This window comes from Rhodococcus sp. MS16 (genome assembly GCF_013277795.1).
GTDB lineage: Bacteria > Actinomycetota > Actinomycetes > Mycobacteriales > Mycobacteriaceae > Rhodococcus_F > Rhodococcus_F globerula.
Map to the genome: position 1 here is coordinate 92,318 of NZ_VBTM01000001.1, position 15,634 is coordinate 107,951.

The window sequence follows — 15,634 nt, forward strand, 5'->3', positions numbered from 1 at the left end:
GGAGGGTAGCCATGTGTTTAGCCGTACCGGGACGTATCGAATCGCTCGAGGATCGTGACGGAACCACGATGTCCGTCGTCAACTTCGGGGGAGTCCGCAAAGAGGTGTGCCTCGAGTACATTCCGGGCGCCGCGGTCGGAGAGTACGTCGTTGTTCACGTCGGGTTCGCGATTCAGAGGCTCGACGAGGAATCAGCACAACGCACACTTGCGGAGTTCGAGCACCTCGGCGTGCTCGACGAGGAGTTCGGCGACGGATTTGCTCGCGCAGCCAAGGCTCTGGGAGTCGATCAGAAGGAGAATCAATCATGAAGTATCTGGACGAATTCTCCGACCCCGAGTTGGCCGGTAAATTACTCGATCAGATTCGCACCCTCGCTACCCGCCGATGGGCGATTATGGAAGTCTGTGGTGGCCAGACGCATTCGATCATCCGCCACGGAATTGACCAATTGCTGCCCGAGCAGATCGAGATGATTCACGGGCCGGGGTGCCCGGTCTGTGTGACGCCGCTCGAGATCATCGACAAAGCGCTCGAGATCGCCGCCCGCCCGGACGTGATCTTCTGCTCGTTCGGTGACATGTTGCGAGTACCAGGTAGTGCGTCCGACCTCTTTCGGATCAAGAGTGCTGGTGGTGATGTGCGCGTGGTCTATTCGCCGCTCGACGCGCTGACCATCGCGAAGGAGAATCCGGACCGGGAGGTCGTGTTCTTCGGGATCGGGTTCGAAACCACTGCGCCCGCAAACGCGATGACTGTGTATCAGGCGCACCGACTCGGCATCAAGAACTTCTCGTTACTTGTCTCCCACGTGCTCGTCCCGCCCGCGATGGCGGCGATCATGGACTCCCCGGAGTGTCGGGTGCAGGCGTTTCTCGCCGCAGGTCACGTGTGCAGTGTGATGGGAACATCGGAGTACCCCGCTCTGGCAGAGAAGTACCGGGTGCCTATCGTCGTCACGGGGTTCGAACCCCTTGATTTGCTCGAGGGCATCAGAAAGACCGTGCTGCAGTTGGAAACCGGCAGGCACGAGGTGGAGAACGCCTATGCCCGGGCTGTGACGGCCCAGGGAAATGTGGCAGCCAAGGCGATGCTCGACGATGTGTTCGTAGTATCCGACCGGACGTGGCGCGGTATCGGTCCAATCCCGGACAGTGGTTGGCAGTTGGCGCCGAAGTATGCGGAATTCGATGCGGAACAAAGATTCTCGGTAACCGACATTCACACCGACGAGTCATCGGTGTGCCGTTCCGGAGAAGTTCTCCAAGGCTTGATCAAGCCGAACGAGTGCGCTGCCTTCGGGAAGGAGTGCACGCCGCGTAATCCGTTGGGGGCCACCATGGTCTCGTCCGAAGGTGCGTGCGCCGCCTACTACCTGTACCGACGCTTGGAACTGCAGGAGGCGGGTCATGGGAGCTGACAACAGTGCGGTGGTGGACCCTGGGGCGTGGGTCTGCCCGCTGCCGCTCCGTGATTCGCCGAACATCGTCATGGGACACGGCGGTGGTGGCGCGATGTCCGCCGAGCTGATCGAGCACTTGTTCCTACCCGCATTCGGCGACGCGGCCGACGCGGAACTCGGCGACTCCGCGGTGCTCGACATCGGCGGCGTTCGGGTGGCGTTCTCGACGGACTCGTACGTGGTCAAACCGATGGTGTTTCCGGGTGGAAACATCGGCGATCTGGCCGTGAACGGCACGGTCAACGATCTTGCCATGGCCGGCGCGCAACCACTGGCCATGTCGACCGCCTTCATTCTCGAGGAGGGGACACCGCTCGCCGACATAGCCACGGTGGCGGCCACGCTTGGCGACGCGGCTCGCTCAGCCGGAGTGCGTCTGGTGACCGGCGACACCAAGGTGGTCGACGCCGGTCACGGCGACGGAGTCTTCGTGAACACTGCGGGCATCGGCATCGTGCCAGCTGGTGTCGACATACGGCCGAACCGGGCCGAGGTCGGTGATGCAGTGATCGTCAGTGGTGACATCGGAGTTCACGGCGTGGCGGTGATGAGTTGCCGGGAGGGTCTGGAGTTCGGAACCGAGGTGCGCAGCGACTGCGCCGCACTGAACGGCCTGGTTGCGGACATGATCGCCACCGGCGCGGACATCCACGTCCTTCGCGACCCGACGCGCGGCGGAGTTGCAGCGACGCTCAACGAGATTGCCCAGGCGTCGAATGTCGGCGTTGCGATCGTGGAACGGAACCTGCCGATTCCCGACGCCGTTCGGGATGCCTGTGGATTGTTGGGTCTGGATCCGCTGTACGTGGCCAACGAAGGCAAATTGGTTGCGTTTGTCGCACCCACCGACGTCGATCTCGTGCTCGATGCCATGCGTGGACACCCGTTGGGAAGGGGGGCAACGGTGATCGGGGAGTGCGTGAGCGCGCACTCCGGAATGGTGGTTGCCCGAACCGCGCTTGGTGGCAATCGGGTAGTGGATCTCCCTGCTGGTGAACAGCTTCCGCGGATCTGTTGATGACCGGCGTTCACGTTAGCGGCCCGGCTCTGTTTGCGAGGTACGCATATCCGCCGAACGAATTGGGGTATTGCGGAGCCGACGATCCGTCGGCGCTCTTGCGTCAGGCGGCCGGAACGGTGACAGAGCAGGACCGAGGCCGAGCGCAACAGTTCGACGGTGCGTGGCCGTATCTCGAGGCACTGGCCCGGGCATCGGGCGTGGACGACCCACTCGACCCACGCGTGATCGAGGCTTACTGGTTGGGTGGGTCGCTGCTGGATTCGGTGAACTCGGAAGAGTTGGTGGCGCACCTACGGCATGAATTCGGGACGCGCAACGACGGAGGGTTGCTCCCAGATCTGGATCGCCGAGATCGCGCTCTTGCGCATCACAGTTTCCACGTTCTTGCCGTGTATCCGTGGGTGCGCCTTCTGCGGAAGCACGGTGCGGTGCCACTGTCCATCCTCCAGAACTGCCGAATCAGGTGGGGCGAAGTACGTGAAGTAGGTGACGAGTATGCCGAGGTGGAGTCCTCGCCGCTCGCGTTCGACGGTAACCGACTGACCCGCGGTCCGAAGGCGATCGAACACGTGCGGTGGAACGTCGACGGCATTCCACTTGCTCCCGCTCCGGTGCGAGGGAACGTGGTAGCGCTGCACTGGGATTGGCTGTGCGACAGCATTTCGGTGAAGCAAGCCGAGGCCTTGGATCACGCCGAAGAGGCGGCACTCGAGATCGTCAACCTGCGACTGCGGGAGCGCAGAATGTAGGCGCGTCAGGCGGTGCTAGTCCAACGACGCACAGGCAGTGCACCACGGTCGACCGTCGACGCCGTCGACTCGATCCGAAGGGTCGATGCGCGCGGCAAGGATGCAGCTCTCGTTGTCGTGGTAGACGTCGAGATCGGAAGGAACCGTCGAGTGGAACGCCGGGACCTTCATGTGCACCTCCGTTGTGGCTCGTCAGGTTTCGAGCCGAATGGGCTAATGATCGCACCCTGGGCATCATTTCGCTCGACGGTGGCACGACCAGGTGGGGTGCTTTGTCTCACCGAGCATCCGATGTGTGACTCTGCCCTCTGCTCCGACGGCGCGCGCCGACGTGCGATCCCGCGGGGATAGGCTGAACACATGCGCGGAGAGTACAAGGTTCCTGGTGGCAAGCTCGTTGCAGTCGATGTCGAGGTCGAGGACGGGCAGCTGTCCGACGTAGCGGTTTCCGGCGATTTTTTCCTCGAGCCGGACAGCGCGCTGGATGACATCAACGGAGCGCTGACGGGTATGCCGGCCGATGCCAACGTGGAACAGCTGGCGGACGCCATCATCGCGACGCTCGACGAGTCTGTGTCGATGATCGGGTTCACTGCGGAGTCGGTCGGCATCGCGATTCGCCGCGCGCTCGGTCATGCCACCAGCTGGGCGGACCACACATTCGACGTCATTTCGCCGGCGGTCCTCGATCCCGCGATGCACGTTGCGCTGGACGAGGTCATCGCGCGCGAGGTGGCGTCCGGTGAGCGTCCGGCCACTTTGCGTTTCTGGGACTGGGATTCGCCGCTGGTCGTGATCGGCTCGTTCCAATCCGTACGCAATGAAGTCGACTCGGAGGCTGCTGCGCGCCACGGTATCGGTGTTGTGCGCCGGATCTCAGGCGGCGGTGCGATGTTCATGGAACCGGGTAACTGCATCACGTACTCGTTGGTGGTACCCGCGTCGTTGGTGGAGGGGCTGAGTTTCGAACGGTCGTACGCCTTCCTGGACCAGTGGGTGATGGGCGCGCTTGCCGAAGTCGGAATCACCGCGCGCTACGTACCGCTCAACGACATCGCCTCGGACAAGGGCAAGATCGCCGGCGCAGCCCAGAAGCGGTTCGCCGACGGCACAGTCGTTCATCACGTGACGATGGCCTACGACATCGACGCGGAGAAGATGACGCAGGTTCTGCGAATCGGCCGAGAGAAGATGTCCGACAAGGGAACCAAGAGCGCGGCCAAACGAGTGGACCCGCTCCGCTCTCAGACCGGAATGACACGCGCCGCGATCCTGACAGCGTTCGAGAATTACTTCCGATCGCAGCACGACACCCGCACCAGTGCCTACACCGAGGCAGAGTTGGCGCAGGCGCGTGAGCTGGTGGAGACCAAGTTCAGCACCGAGAAGTGGACGCACCGCGTGCCGTAGGGTGCGTCCACCTCGAGCTGTTTTCAACCAAGTTATGCGGTGTGAGGAGCGGGTTGCACTTCGGTGGACGGAGAGTCGCCTGCTGCTGCACTGCGGCGCGTCACGGTGAATGTTGCAGCGACACAGAGTATTGCGACGACGAAGCACGCCAGCGTATACCAGAGATTCCCGATCGGGTCTCCGTTGCTGGTCGAACCGTCGACGGCACCGAAGAAATCGGGTAGGGCGCTGGCCCAGAGAACGGCCATGATGCACAGGTACACCACGCTGTAGTACTGGACAAACCTGTTGGTGTACGGGGGCGCGTCAGACGGCTGCGTACGCAACCGGGTCCACTGGCGGATCAGCAGTGTTATCGCGACAACCGAGAGGATCACCAGCTCGGCTGCGTAGAGCACTCCTCGGACCGTGTCGCTGCCCGCGCCGAAGACTGTCGCGGGCAACGGCAGGATGAACGTGCCCACTGAGGCCAGGACGCCGATGACGATTGTGCGCCAAACCAATTGGAGCCCGGTGAAATGTTGGCCGTTGTCGACGTGGCGGCCAACGAAGAACTGGACGCAGAATGCCAGCGACATCGGCCACAAGGCTGCGAACACAACAACGCTCGGCAGTGGGACGGCGTCGAACATCGGTTGGTTGATCGGGTTGGCTGTCGACCATTCCCACCACCGAAGCTGCGGTCCGAGATGGTCGAAGATCTCGTAGAACGCGTGGTGAACGAAGCCCACGCAGACTGCGCCGGCGAGCACACCGTACCGACGGAAAACGCCCAGCATCTTGACGATTTCGAAGGCCAGCGTTGCCATCAGCGGATAGATCGCGATGATGTAGAGGGGGAGTCTGCCCCACAGGAAATCGACGGTGAACACGTTGTGTGCGAACATCGTATCCACGTGCTTTTCGATGCCGAAGGCCGCGGGAAAGTACAGCGGCGGTTCGATGATGAACAGATAGGCGGTGGCGCCGAACCAGAGTACGAGATTGGTGGGATCGCCGTTTCGCCGCAAGCGCACAATCGCGAGAACCAGAGCGAGCACCGAGCCGATGATGATGGTCCACTCGAGAACCGGCAGAGTCCAGTTCTCCAGCCCGAAGGGATTGCGGATTTCGACCAGACCGCCCGCTTCTGCGCAGGAGAAGCCGAGTTCCGTGGCGAGTTGATCGAAGGTGGGGGAACAAAGATCAGCCATTGTTCGACCGCCCTGTGCTGTTCGATTCAGCTGTATACCAGCGGGTTACGTCGTATCCGGCTTCGAAACGTTCGAACCACACGTCGGCCAGGGCGGGCAAGTTCTCGGTGGCGGGGTTGTGCTTGGGCAGTTGGCTGCGGATAACTCCCCGCAGCGCGGTGAGTTGCTCGCCGAGCGGCAATACGTCGAACGCGCGAGACATCGGACCGTTGTCCTGCGCCTCGAGCCCGGGTATACGCTTGCGAAGAAACTGCATGTTGCGATACGACGCGAACATGGCCATCGCGTCGACCTGCCGATCTTCGCGCGGCACATGCTTGTTGAAGCCCAGGGAGGCCAGCCTGATCACTTTCATGACGTGCCGGAAAATTGACGGTGCCATGCGCATCCGGTAGAGGTCGCTGCCGACGACGGAGTCGAAGATGATGAGGGCGGAACTTCGGTGTTCGACTTCCTCGACGAAGTGCCAGATGAACAGCGACGCAACCCTGTCGTCGCCGGGGCGGAAAAGTGCAGATTCGTTGTCGAGCATCAGCTTGAACACCGAGGTGAAGGTTGCTTCGAGGTCGGCGGTGTATGCCAGTCGGTAGTTCACCGACGTTTCTGCAGTGAGCTTGTCGAACTCGCCGACCACGTCGTCGAGAGTTTCCTGCAGGCCGGGATATCGCCTGATCAAGCCTTTGACGTGTTGACGATGCGCCGAGGAATGCTGTCCCTCTTGGCGCATGAACGCGTCGGCTTCCTCGGCAACTGCGCGATCCGTCAACAGCGGTTTGGTTTGCATGATGAGCTTGACGATCATCTTCTCGAAACCGATGGCCAGGAAAGAGACGGCATTGGCCATGCTCGAGAAGGCCGGATTCTCCTCGTTCCACAGGAAGGGGACGTCGTAGTCCTCGAAAGCAAAATTCATCTTTCGCACGTGTAGATCAGTCACTTCTCGAAACCTCGTCTTTCCGGACGGTCGGGTAGGTGGCTGCCCGGATGCCCCGATAGCCACGCTCTGAATGTGACCATACACAGATTGGCGTTTGTGTATGGTCACAATTCCGTGATGCGCACAGAATTGGTGTCGACTGGCAGTGTTAGCCTGGGTTTCTCGATTCGAGTGAGGAATACAGGCAGTGGCGCGAAGACGTGGGTGGGGCGGAAATCCGCCAGTCGACGATGACGACGCAACTCGTCGAATCGTCACCGCGGCAGTCGATTTGATCGGGCGAACGGGCTCGGCAATCAGCATCGCCGATATCGCGGAGTCGCTGGGCGTGATCCGTCAGACGGTGTATCGGTACTTTCCCAACTCCGACGCCCTGATGCGCGCAGCGGCAATCGCATCGGTCGCCGGATTTCTAGATCGGCTCACTGCCCATGTGAGCGGCATCGAAGATCCCGTCGACGCGATGACCGAAGGCGTTGTCTACACACTGACCGAAGTCCGCAGAATCCCACATCTTGGCATCTTGCTGACGGGAACGTACTCGAACCTTCACCCCGACGGTCTCACATCGGATGAGGCTCAGGCCTTCGGAATTGCGATGATCAACCGCTTCGACGTCGATTGGAAGAAGTACGGCTACGACGACGCTGCTCTTCGGGAACTCGTCGAATACGTCCTGCGCACGATGCAGTCGTTTTTCATATCCCCCGGTAATCCACCTCGGAGCGACGACGAACTACGGCAATACCTGCGCCGTTGGATGGGCGCTGGGATCACTGCACAACCACAGTCCTAGATCACGGTCAGTACGATCGCTCCGGCGCAGGAAAGAACGACAACGATGATCGCCAGCAGATCAGCTCGACGCGGACGCTTCGGATAGGCGGCGATCAATCCCGTTCCGCCGCGTGCGGAGATGGCTTCACCCATCTCGGCGGATCTCCGGATCGCCACCGACATCGTGGTAGTGATCAGATCGATAATCGTGTTGTCGGACGCGCTGTGCACCACGCCTTTCGGCCGGAGTCGGCGAGCCGCGGCCAGCGTGAGCATCTCCTCGATCAGGAGGGGGAGTGAGCGAATGCAGAGCGCTGCCGCTGTTGCCCACTCGTCCACCGGGATTCGTAGGAACCGCAGCGGACGTCCGAGTGTCGCCAGTGCGGGTGCGACGTCGCTCATCGAGGTGGTCCAGGCCAACATCAGTGACGCGCACAGCAATATGATTCCGAAGGTGACTGCCCGAAGGTAGAGGTACACGGCGTCGAGACCGATCGGGAGATTGACCAGGGCGCCGCCCAGCAGTAGCAGCCATATCCACCATGGTGGGCGCGGGATTGCCGCCGGTGGAATGTGGCCGATCGCGGCAGTAATGACGAGCAGTCCGGTGATCACGGCAATGGACGGCCACGACGGCGCGATCACCATGACAAGGCTGATGAGAACCACGGCAATGATCTTCGTGCCGGCCCATAGTCGGTGGATCGGTGAGGTGGTGGGAACTTCGCGCAGGAGTGTGGTCATCGCCGGGTCTCTTCCAGTGTGACGGGATTTTCGGTCAGGACACCGTCAGCGAGATGAATTGTCCTGCTGCACACGCCATCCATGCCGTCGACGTCATGGGAAATCACGACCAGCGCGGTGCCGTTGCGCCTGATCCAGGTCAGGACGTTCATGATGGCCGCTCGCCCGGGTGGGTCGAGGCCTGCGAGGGGTTCGTCGAGGATGAGCATCTGGGGCTGTCGGACGAGCAGACCGGCGAGCACCACTCTGCGCATCTGCCCGCCGCTCAGTTGGTCGATGCTGCGGCTGGCAATGCGACGATCAAGTCCGACAGCGTCGAGTGCCCAGGAAACCTGCGTCGACCCGATTTCGGGCCCACCGGCGGCCTCGATGTCTTCGGAGACGGTTCGACGTTGCAGTTGCAGCCGCGAGTGTTGGAAGGTCAAGCCCACCGAACCCACCTGCCGGGCAATCGGTTTGCCGTCGAACAACGCCGTGCCCGACGTGGGTACCGTTAATCCGGCCATGATCCAGGCCAGTGTGGATTTTCCGGAGCCGTTGCCGCCCAGGACCAGTACGCCGTCACCTGAGCCGATGGTGAGATTGACGTCGGACAACGCGGTCCGCGACCACGGAGTCCGATTGTTGTAGGTGTGCGAGAGGTTCTTGATTTCGAGCAGGGCTTTGGTGCTGCGCGGCCAGTAGGTGGGAACCGTCGGCGCTCCGGTGCCGACCATCCAGCCCGGCTCATGTTCGATCTGCCGGCCGTTCTCGAGCTGGATAACCCGGTCTGCTTGGCGGGTGTCGGCCTGATGATGGGTGACAAGAACAACGGCCATATTGTGCCGACGGGGGAGAGCTGCGAGCAGTTCCACCAGTTCTTCTCGACCGGTGCGATCGACCATCGCGGTGGCTTCGTCGGCGATGAGCAACGCGGGTCGACGCGCGAGGGCAGCGGCGACAGCGAGGCGTTGCATCTCGCCACCCGAGAGTGACGACGTTTCACGCATCGCCATTCCACCCAGCCCGACTTCGGTCAAGAGCGCCTCGATGTCCGGAACATGATCGGGTTGCAGGCCCCACACCACGTCGTCGGCGACGCGCGTTCCGAGGATCTGGCTTTCGGGTCGCTGCAAAACCACCGCCGTACCGTCGTGATGGCCGAGTCCCGCAGCGCCAGGTCGAACCAGGAGTCCGGTGGACGGTGCCCGGCCGGCGAGAAGGCGCGTCAAGGTCGATTTTCCGGAACCGTTGTGCCCGACGACGGTGACAAATTCGCCGCGGTCGATCGAGAAGTTGATGTCCGTCAACGCCGGCGACGAAGAACCCGGGTAGGTGAAGCCGACGTGTTCGAGCGTCAACGGCAACGGGTTGATCGACCGGTCGTCGGGCGTCGTGGCCAGCGGATCCACCGTGGGAAGTGCGGCCAACCGATCGAGAACTGCGCCGAGAACGAAGTAGGAGACGACGGTGCTGATGATGATGCCCAGCGTCGCGGACGCGGCGATCCAGAGCCACCAGTAATCGATGATGGCTCCGATACTGCTTTCGATCGCATCCGCGATCCCGATGAAGTACGGAAATCTTCTGAGAATTTCCGCGACGCCGCGAGCCGTGTTGTCGAGTGAATCCAACAACAGATTTCGTAGCGGCGAGAGAATGAGCAGCAGAACTATCGAGAACAGGGCCAGAATCGGCCCGACAACGAACGACGCCAGTAGCGCGGAAAAGAATCCGCGCCCCCGCCTTTTTACGTTGCCGATAATTCCGCCCAGTAGGGCGCACAGCGCAACGGCTGAGGCAGAACCGGAGCCGGCGGCAACAAACGCAACTGCGGTGGCTGCAACCCCGGAGGCGACCACAGCGCGGATTCTGAACCGCTGAGCAACGATCCCCATCGGAACAGCCGCAACAAGGTGGAGAGCACTCGCCAGAGGAATAACTGTCGCGATGACGGAAAGAGCGACCGTGAATCCGGCCATCACGGCACCGGTCGCCACCTCGAGTGGACGCAAGTTGCCGGTTGGCTGAATTTCTGGGCGGTTGCTCACCAACTCCAGTGTGCCAGTCGTGACGAAACTCCTGTTGCACTGATGGTGAGCCCATCTGCCCGGTTGCGTAGGCTTTACCCCACAACAATGCATCGGACGGAGCGTGGAAGACGTGAGTGCAGCACCCATCAGGGTTGGGGTTCTGGGAGCCAAGGGCAAGGTCGGCCAGGCAATCTGCGCAGCAGTCGAGGCTGCCGCTGATCTGGAACTGGTTGCGCAGGTAGATACCGGCGATCCGATCGAGACGTTTGTCGACACCCGCACTCAGGTCGTGGTCGACTTCACACATCCCGATGTCGTGATGGGAAACCTGGAGTTTCTCGTGGCCAATCGCATTCACGCCGTTGTCGGCACCACAGGGTTCGACGAGAGTCGGCTTGCGACGGTGCAGTCGTGGGTCGACGCCCAGCCCACCACAGGGGTCCTGATCGCGCCCAACTTCGCGATCGGTGCTGTGCTGTCTATGCGCTTCGCGGCTGCCGCAGCTCGGTTCTTCGATTCCGTCGAAGTTATCGAACTGCACCATCCTTACAAGGCTGACGCGCCTTCCGGCACTGCGTACCGCACTGCGGCGATGATCGCTGCGGCGCGCGCCGAAGCTGGTGTCGGTCCCAGTCCTGACGCCACGACCACTGAACTCGACGGTGCCCGCGGCGCCGATGTAGACGGTGTGCGCGTGCATTCGGTGCGCATGGCCGGGATGGTCGCGCACCAGGAGGTCATTCTGGGCACGCAGGGCGAGACGCTCACCATCCGTCACGATTCCATCGACCGAAACTCCTTTGCTCCGGGTGTCCTGCTCGGCGTTCGCCAGATCGCGTCTCGCCCCGGCCTTACCGTCGGCATCGATTCGTTCCTGGATTTGTGAGCACTACAGAGCCGTGAGTACCAAGAACATGAACAACAAAACCACCCGCACGCTCATCTTGATCACGGCGATCTGTATTGCCTTGGCGGTGTACTTCGTGCTGCTGGGCCAACGCGGAATTCAGCTCATCCAAGACGGCGGCGGCGTGGCCATCGGCCTGGGAATCGGTGTGCTCATCCTGCCGTTCCTGGGACTGTGGCTGGTGATCGCAACATTGCGAGCGGGATTCACCCATCAGCGCCTGGCTCAGCAGATCCACGACGAAGGCTTGGCCGTCGATGCGTCGACGCTCCCGAAATTGCCGTCGGGCCGGATCGAGCGCGCTGCAGCCGACGAGTTGTTCGCGACGGTCAAAGTTGATTGGGAAGCTGATCCCGACAACTGGAAGCAGAACTTCCGTCTTGCCCGCGCCTACGACTACGCGGGTGACCGAAGCCGTGCCCGCGAAACCATGCGCCGGGCAGTGGAATTGGAACGACGCGAGCGCGGCAAGTAGACCCGTCTACTCCGGAACGGTGGTGGGGGACGCCGGATCCGGAGTGGTGGGGTCGAACGGCGGCGGGTTGTCCGGGTCGAAGCTCAACGGCGGAATCGAACACGTCGCTCCCACTTCGGGATACGTCGCGGGATTGAGTCGAAGCGCCGAGATGAACTGATCGATTCGGATGTCGGATGCTTGGTCGAGTTCGAGTTGATGTCCCCACGACTGCAACGAGATCGGCGCGTCGAGCGTTGGATACGGTGACATCAGCATATGGCTGTTTCCGCTGACCCTTCCAGCGAGGAGTTCGACGTCGCCGGCTGAAACAAGGTCAGGGTTGTACGTGATCCAGACCGCGCCGTGTTCGAGTGAATGAACGGCATTTTCGGTTCGGATCGCCTGTGGATACACAATTCCGGTGCATTTAGCCCATACCCCGTCGTGCCGCCCGCCGAACGGTGGTGAATGTGTGTATGCCACACGCTCATTGGGCTGGACGTGAAGTGCCGTTGGGTATTCGACATACACAACCCCGTCGATCGCTTCCGACGGATCAGGGTTGTCGGCGCTCGGAACAAACGCATCGGGGAGCGGCGCGCCAGTGACCGCGTGGGTGCAGCCCGCTGCCCCGAGGGCAACGGTGCATACCAGTGCAATGGCAGCGCCGCTCATCCGAATTCGTGTATTCACCCCGCGATGATAGCGGTCCCGCGGATTGACCCCGAGTCTACGAACCCGTTGAGCCCAGGGGTCCCGCCGAGCCTCCCGCCACGGCAAGGGCGGTTGCTCCGCGAAGGATGAGCAGTGGTGGCAGTGGCCCCTGGTAGGCCTCGGATCCGCTGATCAGATCTCCGTCGTTGTTGAATGTAATTGCCTCGCCCTGTGGTTCGTTCGGGAGCGGAACCCGAATCGCTCTGGTGGACAGGGCTTTGACTACGTCACCGTCGGGGGCTGAATACAGGTAGACGTCGGTGTACGTGCGCAGAGCGACCACCGTGCCGTCGGTGCTGACTGCGCCGCCGGTGACGGCCATTGTTCCCGCTCCGTCGACCGGACCGCCGGGAGTTGTGGTCGGAGAGAATTGCAGGTGTCCGACCTTGTTCAGTTGTGTCGGGACAGTCGTGCTCAGGTCATGCACATTCTGATTACCCGCCGGTGCGTAGATATCGCTCGACCCGAGATAGTCCTTCGTCACGATGACGGGCAGCCCGTCATGCGAGATGAGCAAGGTCTCGGCGTCATGTGCGCCGTCGGGATAGGTCAGCGCACGTGGTGTGGCAGCTTCCGCGCCGGAGGGATCGAATCCGATCAGCGCCACGGACGTACGGACCTTGTTGTTGTCCCCGATGTCGGCAAGCCACAGAGTGCCGTCGGTAGTGGAGTCGAGATCTTCGACATCGTAGGTCTCAGTCCCCACCGGTATCCAGCGAGTGACGTGGCAGCCTGCGTCGAGTTCGGCAATCCTGTTGTCCGCCCCGCTGTCGCCGATGGCGTACATTCCGGTGGACGTATCCGCCAACCCGGACAGTTCGGTGAGGCCGGTGTCAGTCGGGGTGCACAACACCTCGAAGGTTGGAGATACCTGCTGCGCAGATGCGGTTCCGAACTGAATCCCGGTGACGAGGATCGTCACTGCGCCGACGACCATCGCAGCGTGGCGGGTTGAGGCGCGCATTCGATTCACAGGGAACCCTCCAGGCGAGAAGCCAGAGACGAATTAGGATGTATCGCCCAAAACGGTACTGAACGCCCGACCTGTTGGTGTCAAAATGAGTGCATCGACCGGTAGTGAGCCACTATTCGGCAAGATCTTCGGCTAGATCGAATGCGCTGAGAATCGTTCGGAACTTGGTACTGGTTTCACGCAATTCCGTATCGGGATCCGACGACGCGACAATTCCGCCACCGGCATAGGCCTTCGCCGAGAGGCCGTCGGCCGCGATCTCGGCGCATCGGATGGCAACCATCCATTCGCCGTCGCCGGTCCGATCGCACCATCCGATGGCACCTGCGTAAAAGCCACGATCGTCCTCGGTCCCGGTGATGTGATCGCGAGCGGCATCGGTCGGTGTTCCGCAGATCGCCGGAGTGGGGTGCAGTGCAAGCGCGAGCTCCAGTGCCGTTGTGTTCGGGTCGGCCAGTACCCCTTCGATCTTGGTTCCGAGGTGCCAGAGTTGAGGCGTGCGGAGCAGTTCGGGAGTGCTTGGCGCTGAGAATGATCGGCACAGCGGTCCGAGAACCGCGCTGATCGAATCGACGACAAATTTGTGCTCGGACAAATCCTTGGTGGACGCCAGGAGTTCCTGGGCGTGTGCTTCGTCTTGCTTCGAATCAGGGTGTCGTGCAATCGAACCTGCGAGCGGGTGGCAGGTGACGATGTCTCCGCGGCGTTCGATCAGGACTTCCGGCGTCGAACCGACCAAAGCTCGCCCGCGGTATTTTCCGCCGGCGGGGGAGAGGTCGACGCAGAACCCGTTGTGCGAGTGATCGAGCGAGATCAATTTTCTCGTGAGTGCTGTGGGCGAGATCGGCGATTCGGTTGCGATCGCGAGCGTGCGTGCGAGAACAACCTTGTCCAGTTCGCCTGCCTGCAGTCGCGTGATCGCACCGCGAACTCGCCGGGTGTGCTCGACGGGGCTTGGTTTGCATCCGGCAACTTTCGCGGAGGGAAGATTCACCGCACCGGAGTGATGTAGATCACCCCTCGTTCGGGTGAAACTCAGCGGCGCGGTGAGCGCGCACGGTGTTGAGGGAGCGAAGGGGAGGGCGCCCACAACCGAGTCGATCCGCCCTGTCTTGAGTCCCTCTACAGCGTCGAACGCCGAGTCGAATTCTTCCACCACTCCGGAGGTCTGAACCGAGGTCTGCCTGCGGGAGAGCAGGAAAACTGAATCCGCTCCGTTGTCGGATCGGTTGGTGTGCAACGGGTATTCGGCGACTTCGGCCAGTGCAAACATGGACGCCCTTCCAGATTGTCCGGAACTATTGCTATGTTGAGGCTAGCCTTAGTTGTGCGAGATTTGTGTGTCCAGTTTCAAGTTGGGTACCAACGTACCAATATGGTTAGGCTGGCCTAAAGTCATTCCGTATTCGTACTATACGAGGAGATCGATGAGCAGCACTGTGGACCGGGCCCGGATTGTGCGTGACGTTGCCGAAGTTCTGTCGATGAGGGCAGAACAACTCGGCGACGACACGGATCTGACCGATGAGGGCCTGGACTCGGTGCGGCTCATGATGCTGGTCGAACAGTGGCGCGCCGACGGAGCGGATGCAGATTTTGCCGAGTTGGCGGAAGAGCAGACCGTCAATGCATGGGTTGAGGTTCTCTGCTCGCGGTAAGCGGCCTTGTCTGCGGTAAGCGCGTCGTATTCTCGTGGACGTGAAGACTTTGTTGGTGGTTCACCATTCGCCCTCGCCCGCTACGCATGAATTGCTTGATGCCGTGCTGGCAGGCGCGCATGATCCGGAGATCGAGGGCGTCGAAATTATTGCTGTCCCGGCATTGGCAGCGACCGTGCCCGACGTACTCGGTGCTGACGGATATATATTCGGAACCACCGCGAACTTCGGCTATATGTCCGGGGCATTGAAGTACTTTTTCGACACTACCTATTACCAATGCTTGGGTGCGGTGTCCGAGCGTCCATATGGGTTATGGGTGCACGGAAACAATGACACTGCCGGTGCTGTGTCGTCGGTGCGGGCACTTGCAGCCGGTCTCGGTTTGGTTCCGGTGGCCGAGCCGCTCGAAGTGATTGTGCCCGTGGACAAAAACGTTCGTGAGCAGTGCTACGAATTGGGCGGAACCGTCGCTGCCACCGTGATGGGCTGACGCATTCCGTTTCGGGTTCGATCCCACATTTTGATACAGCAGCGGTGTTGTCGGAAATGAAGTAGTTGTTCTTTCAATAAGATTCGGTATTTCACCTGCGGTAATTGTCGGAAAGCGTCGACTTGGC

At 61.4% G+C, this 15,634-nt stretch carries 18 protein-coding genes; 10 read left to right on the forward strand and 8 right to left on the reverse strand.

The genetic code is table 11. The annotated features are described in order from the left end of the window. Positions 1-11: 11 nt before the first annotated feature. The 4 genes from FEZ60_RS00450 to FEZ60_RS00465 are packed head-to-tail and all read left to right on the forward strand — an operon-like array spanning position 12 to position 3,232. Positions 12-311 carry a HypC/HybG/HupF family hydrogenase formation chaperone gene (locus FEZ60_RS00450; RefSeq protein WP_033234887.1) on the forward strand — a complete coding sequence of 100 codons (300 nt, stop codon included), beginning with the start codon at positions 12-14 and terminating at the stop codon, positions 309-311. Continuing rightward, on the forward strand, positions 308-1,420 hold the full coding sequence (gene hypD, locus FEZ60_RS00455) for a hydrogenase formation protein HypD (protein WP_033234886.1): 1,113 nt from the start codon (positions 308-310) through the stop codon (positions 1,418-1,420). Before FEZ60_RS00450 ends, hypD begins: the two co-directional genes overlap by 4 nt. Next, a complete protein-coding gene (gene hypE / locus FEZ60_RS00460; protein WP_045067318.1) occupies positions 1,410-2,480 on the forward strand; it encodes a hydrogenase expression/formation protein HypE in 1,071 nt (356 codons plus the stop codon). The genes hypD and hypE overlap by 11 nt, the downstream gene beginning before the upstream one ends. Continuing rightward, positions 2,480-3,232: a DUF6390 family protein gene (locus FEZ60_RS00465; protein WP_033234884.1), complete on the forward strand. Its 753-nt coding sequence runs from the start codon at positions 2,480-2,482 to the stop codon at positions 3,230-3,232. The genes hypE and FEZ60_RS00465 overlap by 1 nt, the downstream gene beginning before the upstream one ends. 15 nt (positions 3,233-3,247) lie before the next feature. Here FEZ60_RS00465 and FEZ60_RS00470 read toward each other — a convergent pair whose 3' ends face one another. Next, on the reverse strand, positions 3,248-3,403 hold the full coding sequence (locus FEZ60_RS00470; RefSeq protein WP_172935316.1) for a hypothetical protein: 156 nt from the start codon (positions 3,401-3,403) through the stop codon (positions 3,248-3,250). A gap of 189 nt (positions 3,404-3,592) precedes the next feature. Here FEZ60_RS00470 and FEZ60_RS00475 point away from each other — a divergent pair, with 189 nt between their 5' ends. Then, complete coding sequence (locus FEZ60_RS00475) at positions 3,593-4,642, forward strand: biotin/lipoate A/B protein ligase family protein (RefSeq protein ID WP_033234883.1); 1,050 nt, start codon at positions 3,593-3,595, stop codon at positions 4,640-4,642. Positions 4,643-4,674: 32 nt separating this feature from the next. Here FEZ60_RS00475 and FEZ60_RS00480 read toward each other — a convergent pair whose 3' ends face one another. After that, entirely contained in the window at positions 4,675-5,835 is a 1,161-nt protein-coding gene (locus FEZ60_RS00480; RefSeq protein ID WP_172935317.1) for a hypothetical protein, read from the reverse strand. After that, positions 5,828-6,772, reverse strand: a complete 945-nt coding sequence (locus tag FEZ60_RS00485) for a metal-dependent hydrolase (RefSeq protein WP_172935318.1) — start codon at positions 6,770-6,772, stop codon at positions 5,828-5,830. The genes FEZ60_RS00480 and FEZ60_RS00485 overlap by 8 nt, the downstream gene beginning before the upstream one ends. Positions 6,773-6,959: 187 nt before the next feature. Here FEZ60_RS00485 and FEZ60_RS00490 point away from each other — a divergent pair, with 187 nt between their 5' ends. Further along, positions 6,960-7,568, forward strand: coding sequence for a TetR/AcrR family transcriptional regulator (locus FEZ60_RS00490; protein WP_033234880.1), 609 nt, complete (start codon positions 6,960-6,962; stop codon positions 7,566-7,568). Here the strand turns inward: FEZ60_RS00490 and FEZ60_RS00495 are convergent. Both FEZ60_RS00495 and FEZ60_RS00500 read right to left on the reverse strand, forming a co-directional pair. Continuing rightward, a complete protein-coding gene (locus FEZ60_RS00495; RefSeq protein ID WP_045067321.1) occupies positions 7,565-8,293 on the reverse strand; it encodes an energy-coupling factor transporter transmembrane protein EcfT in 729 nt (242 codons plus the stop codon). The two genes, FEZ60_RS00490 and FEZ60_RS00495, sit on opposite strands and share 4 nt — an antisense overlap. Continuing rightward, entirely contained in the window at positions 8,290-10,323 is a 2,034-nt protein-coding gene (locus FEZ60_RS00500) for an ABC transporter ATP-binding protein (protein ID WP_084702754.1), read from the reverse strand. Before FEZ60_RS00500 ends, FEZ60_RS00495 begins: the two co-directional genes overlap by 4 nt. 103 nt (positions 10,324-10,426) lie before the next feature. Between FEZ60_RS00500 and dapB the strand changes: the two genes are divergently transcribed. Together dapB and FEZ60_RS00510 are read left to right on the forward strand one after the other, a co-directional pair. Continuing rightward, positions 10,427-11,191 carry a 4-hydroxy-tetrahydrodipicolinate reductase gene (dapB, locus tag FEZ60_RS00505; protein ID WP_033234877.1) on the forward strand — a complete coding sequence of 255 codons (765 nt, stop codon included), beginning with the start codon at positions 10,427-10,429 and terminating at the stop codon, positions 11,189-11,191. 28 nt (positions 11,192-11,219) lie between these two features. After that, the gene (locus FEZ60_RS00510; RefSeq protein WP_033234876.1) at positions 11,220-11,687 is read left to right on the forward strand and encodes a hypothetical protein; all 468 of its coding nucleotides are present in this window, start codon (positions 11,220-11,222) and stop codon (positions 11,685-11,687) included. 6 nt (positions 11,688-11,693) lie between these two features. On the opposite strand, the gene FEZ60_RS00515 is transcribed toward FEZ60_RS00510, so the two are convergent. The 3 genes from FEZ60_RS00515 to FEZ60_RS00525 all read right to left on the reverse strand — a co-directional run bounded on the left by FEZ60_RS00515 (position 11,694) and on the right by FEZ60_RS00525 (position 14,629). Next, complete coding sequence (locus tag FEZ60_RS00515; protein ID WP_233366178.1) at positions 11,694-12,362, reverse strand: DUF3105 domain-containing protein; 669 nt, start codon at positions 12,360-12,362, stop codon at positions 11,694-11,696. A gap of 37 nt (positions 12,363-12,399) precedes the next feature. Beyond that, positions 12,400-13,347 (reverse strand): hypothetical protein, encoded by a 948-nt coding sequence (locus tag FEZ60_RS00520; RefSeq protein WP_233366177.1) that lies wholly within the window; start codon positions 13,345-13,347, stop codon positions 12,400-12,402. A 121-nt stretch (positions 13,348-13,468) separates the two neighbouring features. After that, positions 13,469-14,629, reverse strand: a complete 1,161-nt coding sequence (locus FEZ60_RS00525) for an isochorismate synthase (protein WP_045067324.1) — start codon at positions 14,627-14,629, stop codon at positions 13,469-13,471. A gap of 154 nt (positions 14,630-14,783) precedes the next feature. Between FEZ60_RS00525 and FEZ60_RS00530 the strand changes: the two genes are divergently transcribed. Then, the gene (locus tag FEZ60_RS00530) at positions 14,784-15,014 is read left to right on the forward strand and encodes a phosphopantetheine-binding protein (RefSeq protein ID WP_045067325.1); all 231 of its coding nucleotides are present in this window, start codon (positions 14,784-14,786) and stop codon (positions 15,012-15,014) included. Between the two features lie 40 nt (positions 15,015-15,054). Continuing rightward, positions 15,055-15,507, forward strand: a complete 453-nt coding sequence (locus FEZ60_RS00535) for a flavodoxin family protein (protein WP_045067948.1) — start codon at positions 15,055-15,057, stop codon at positions 15,505-15,507. The last annotated feature ends 127 nt before the right edge of the window (positions 15,508-15,634 follow it).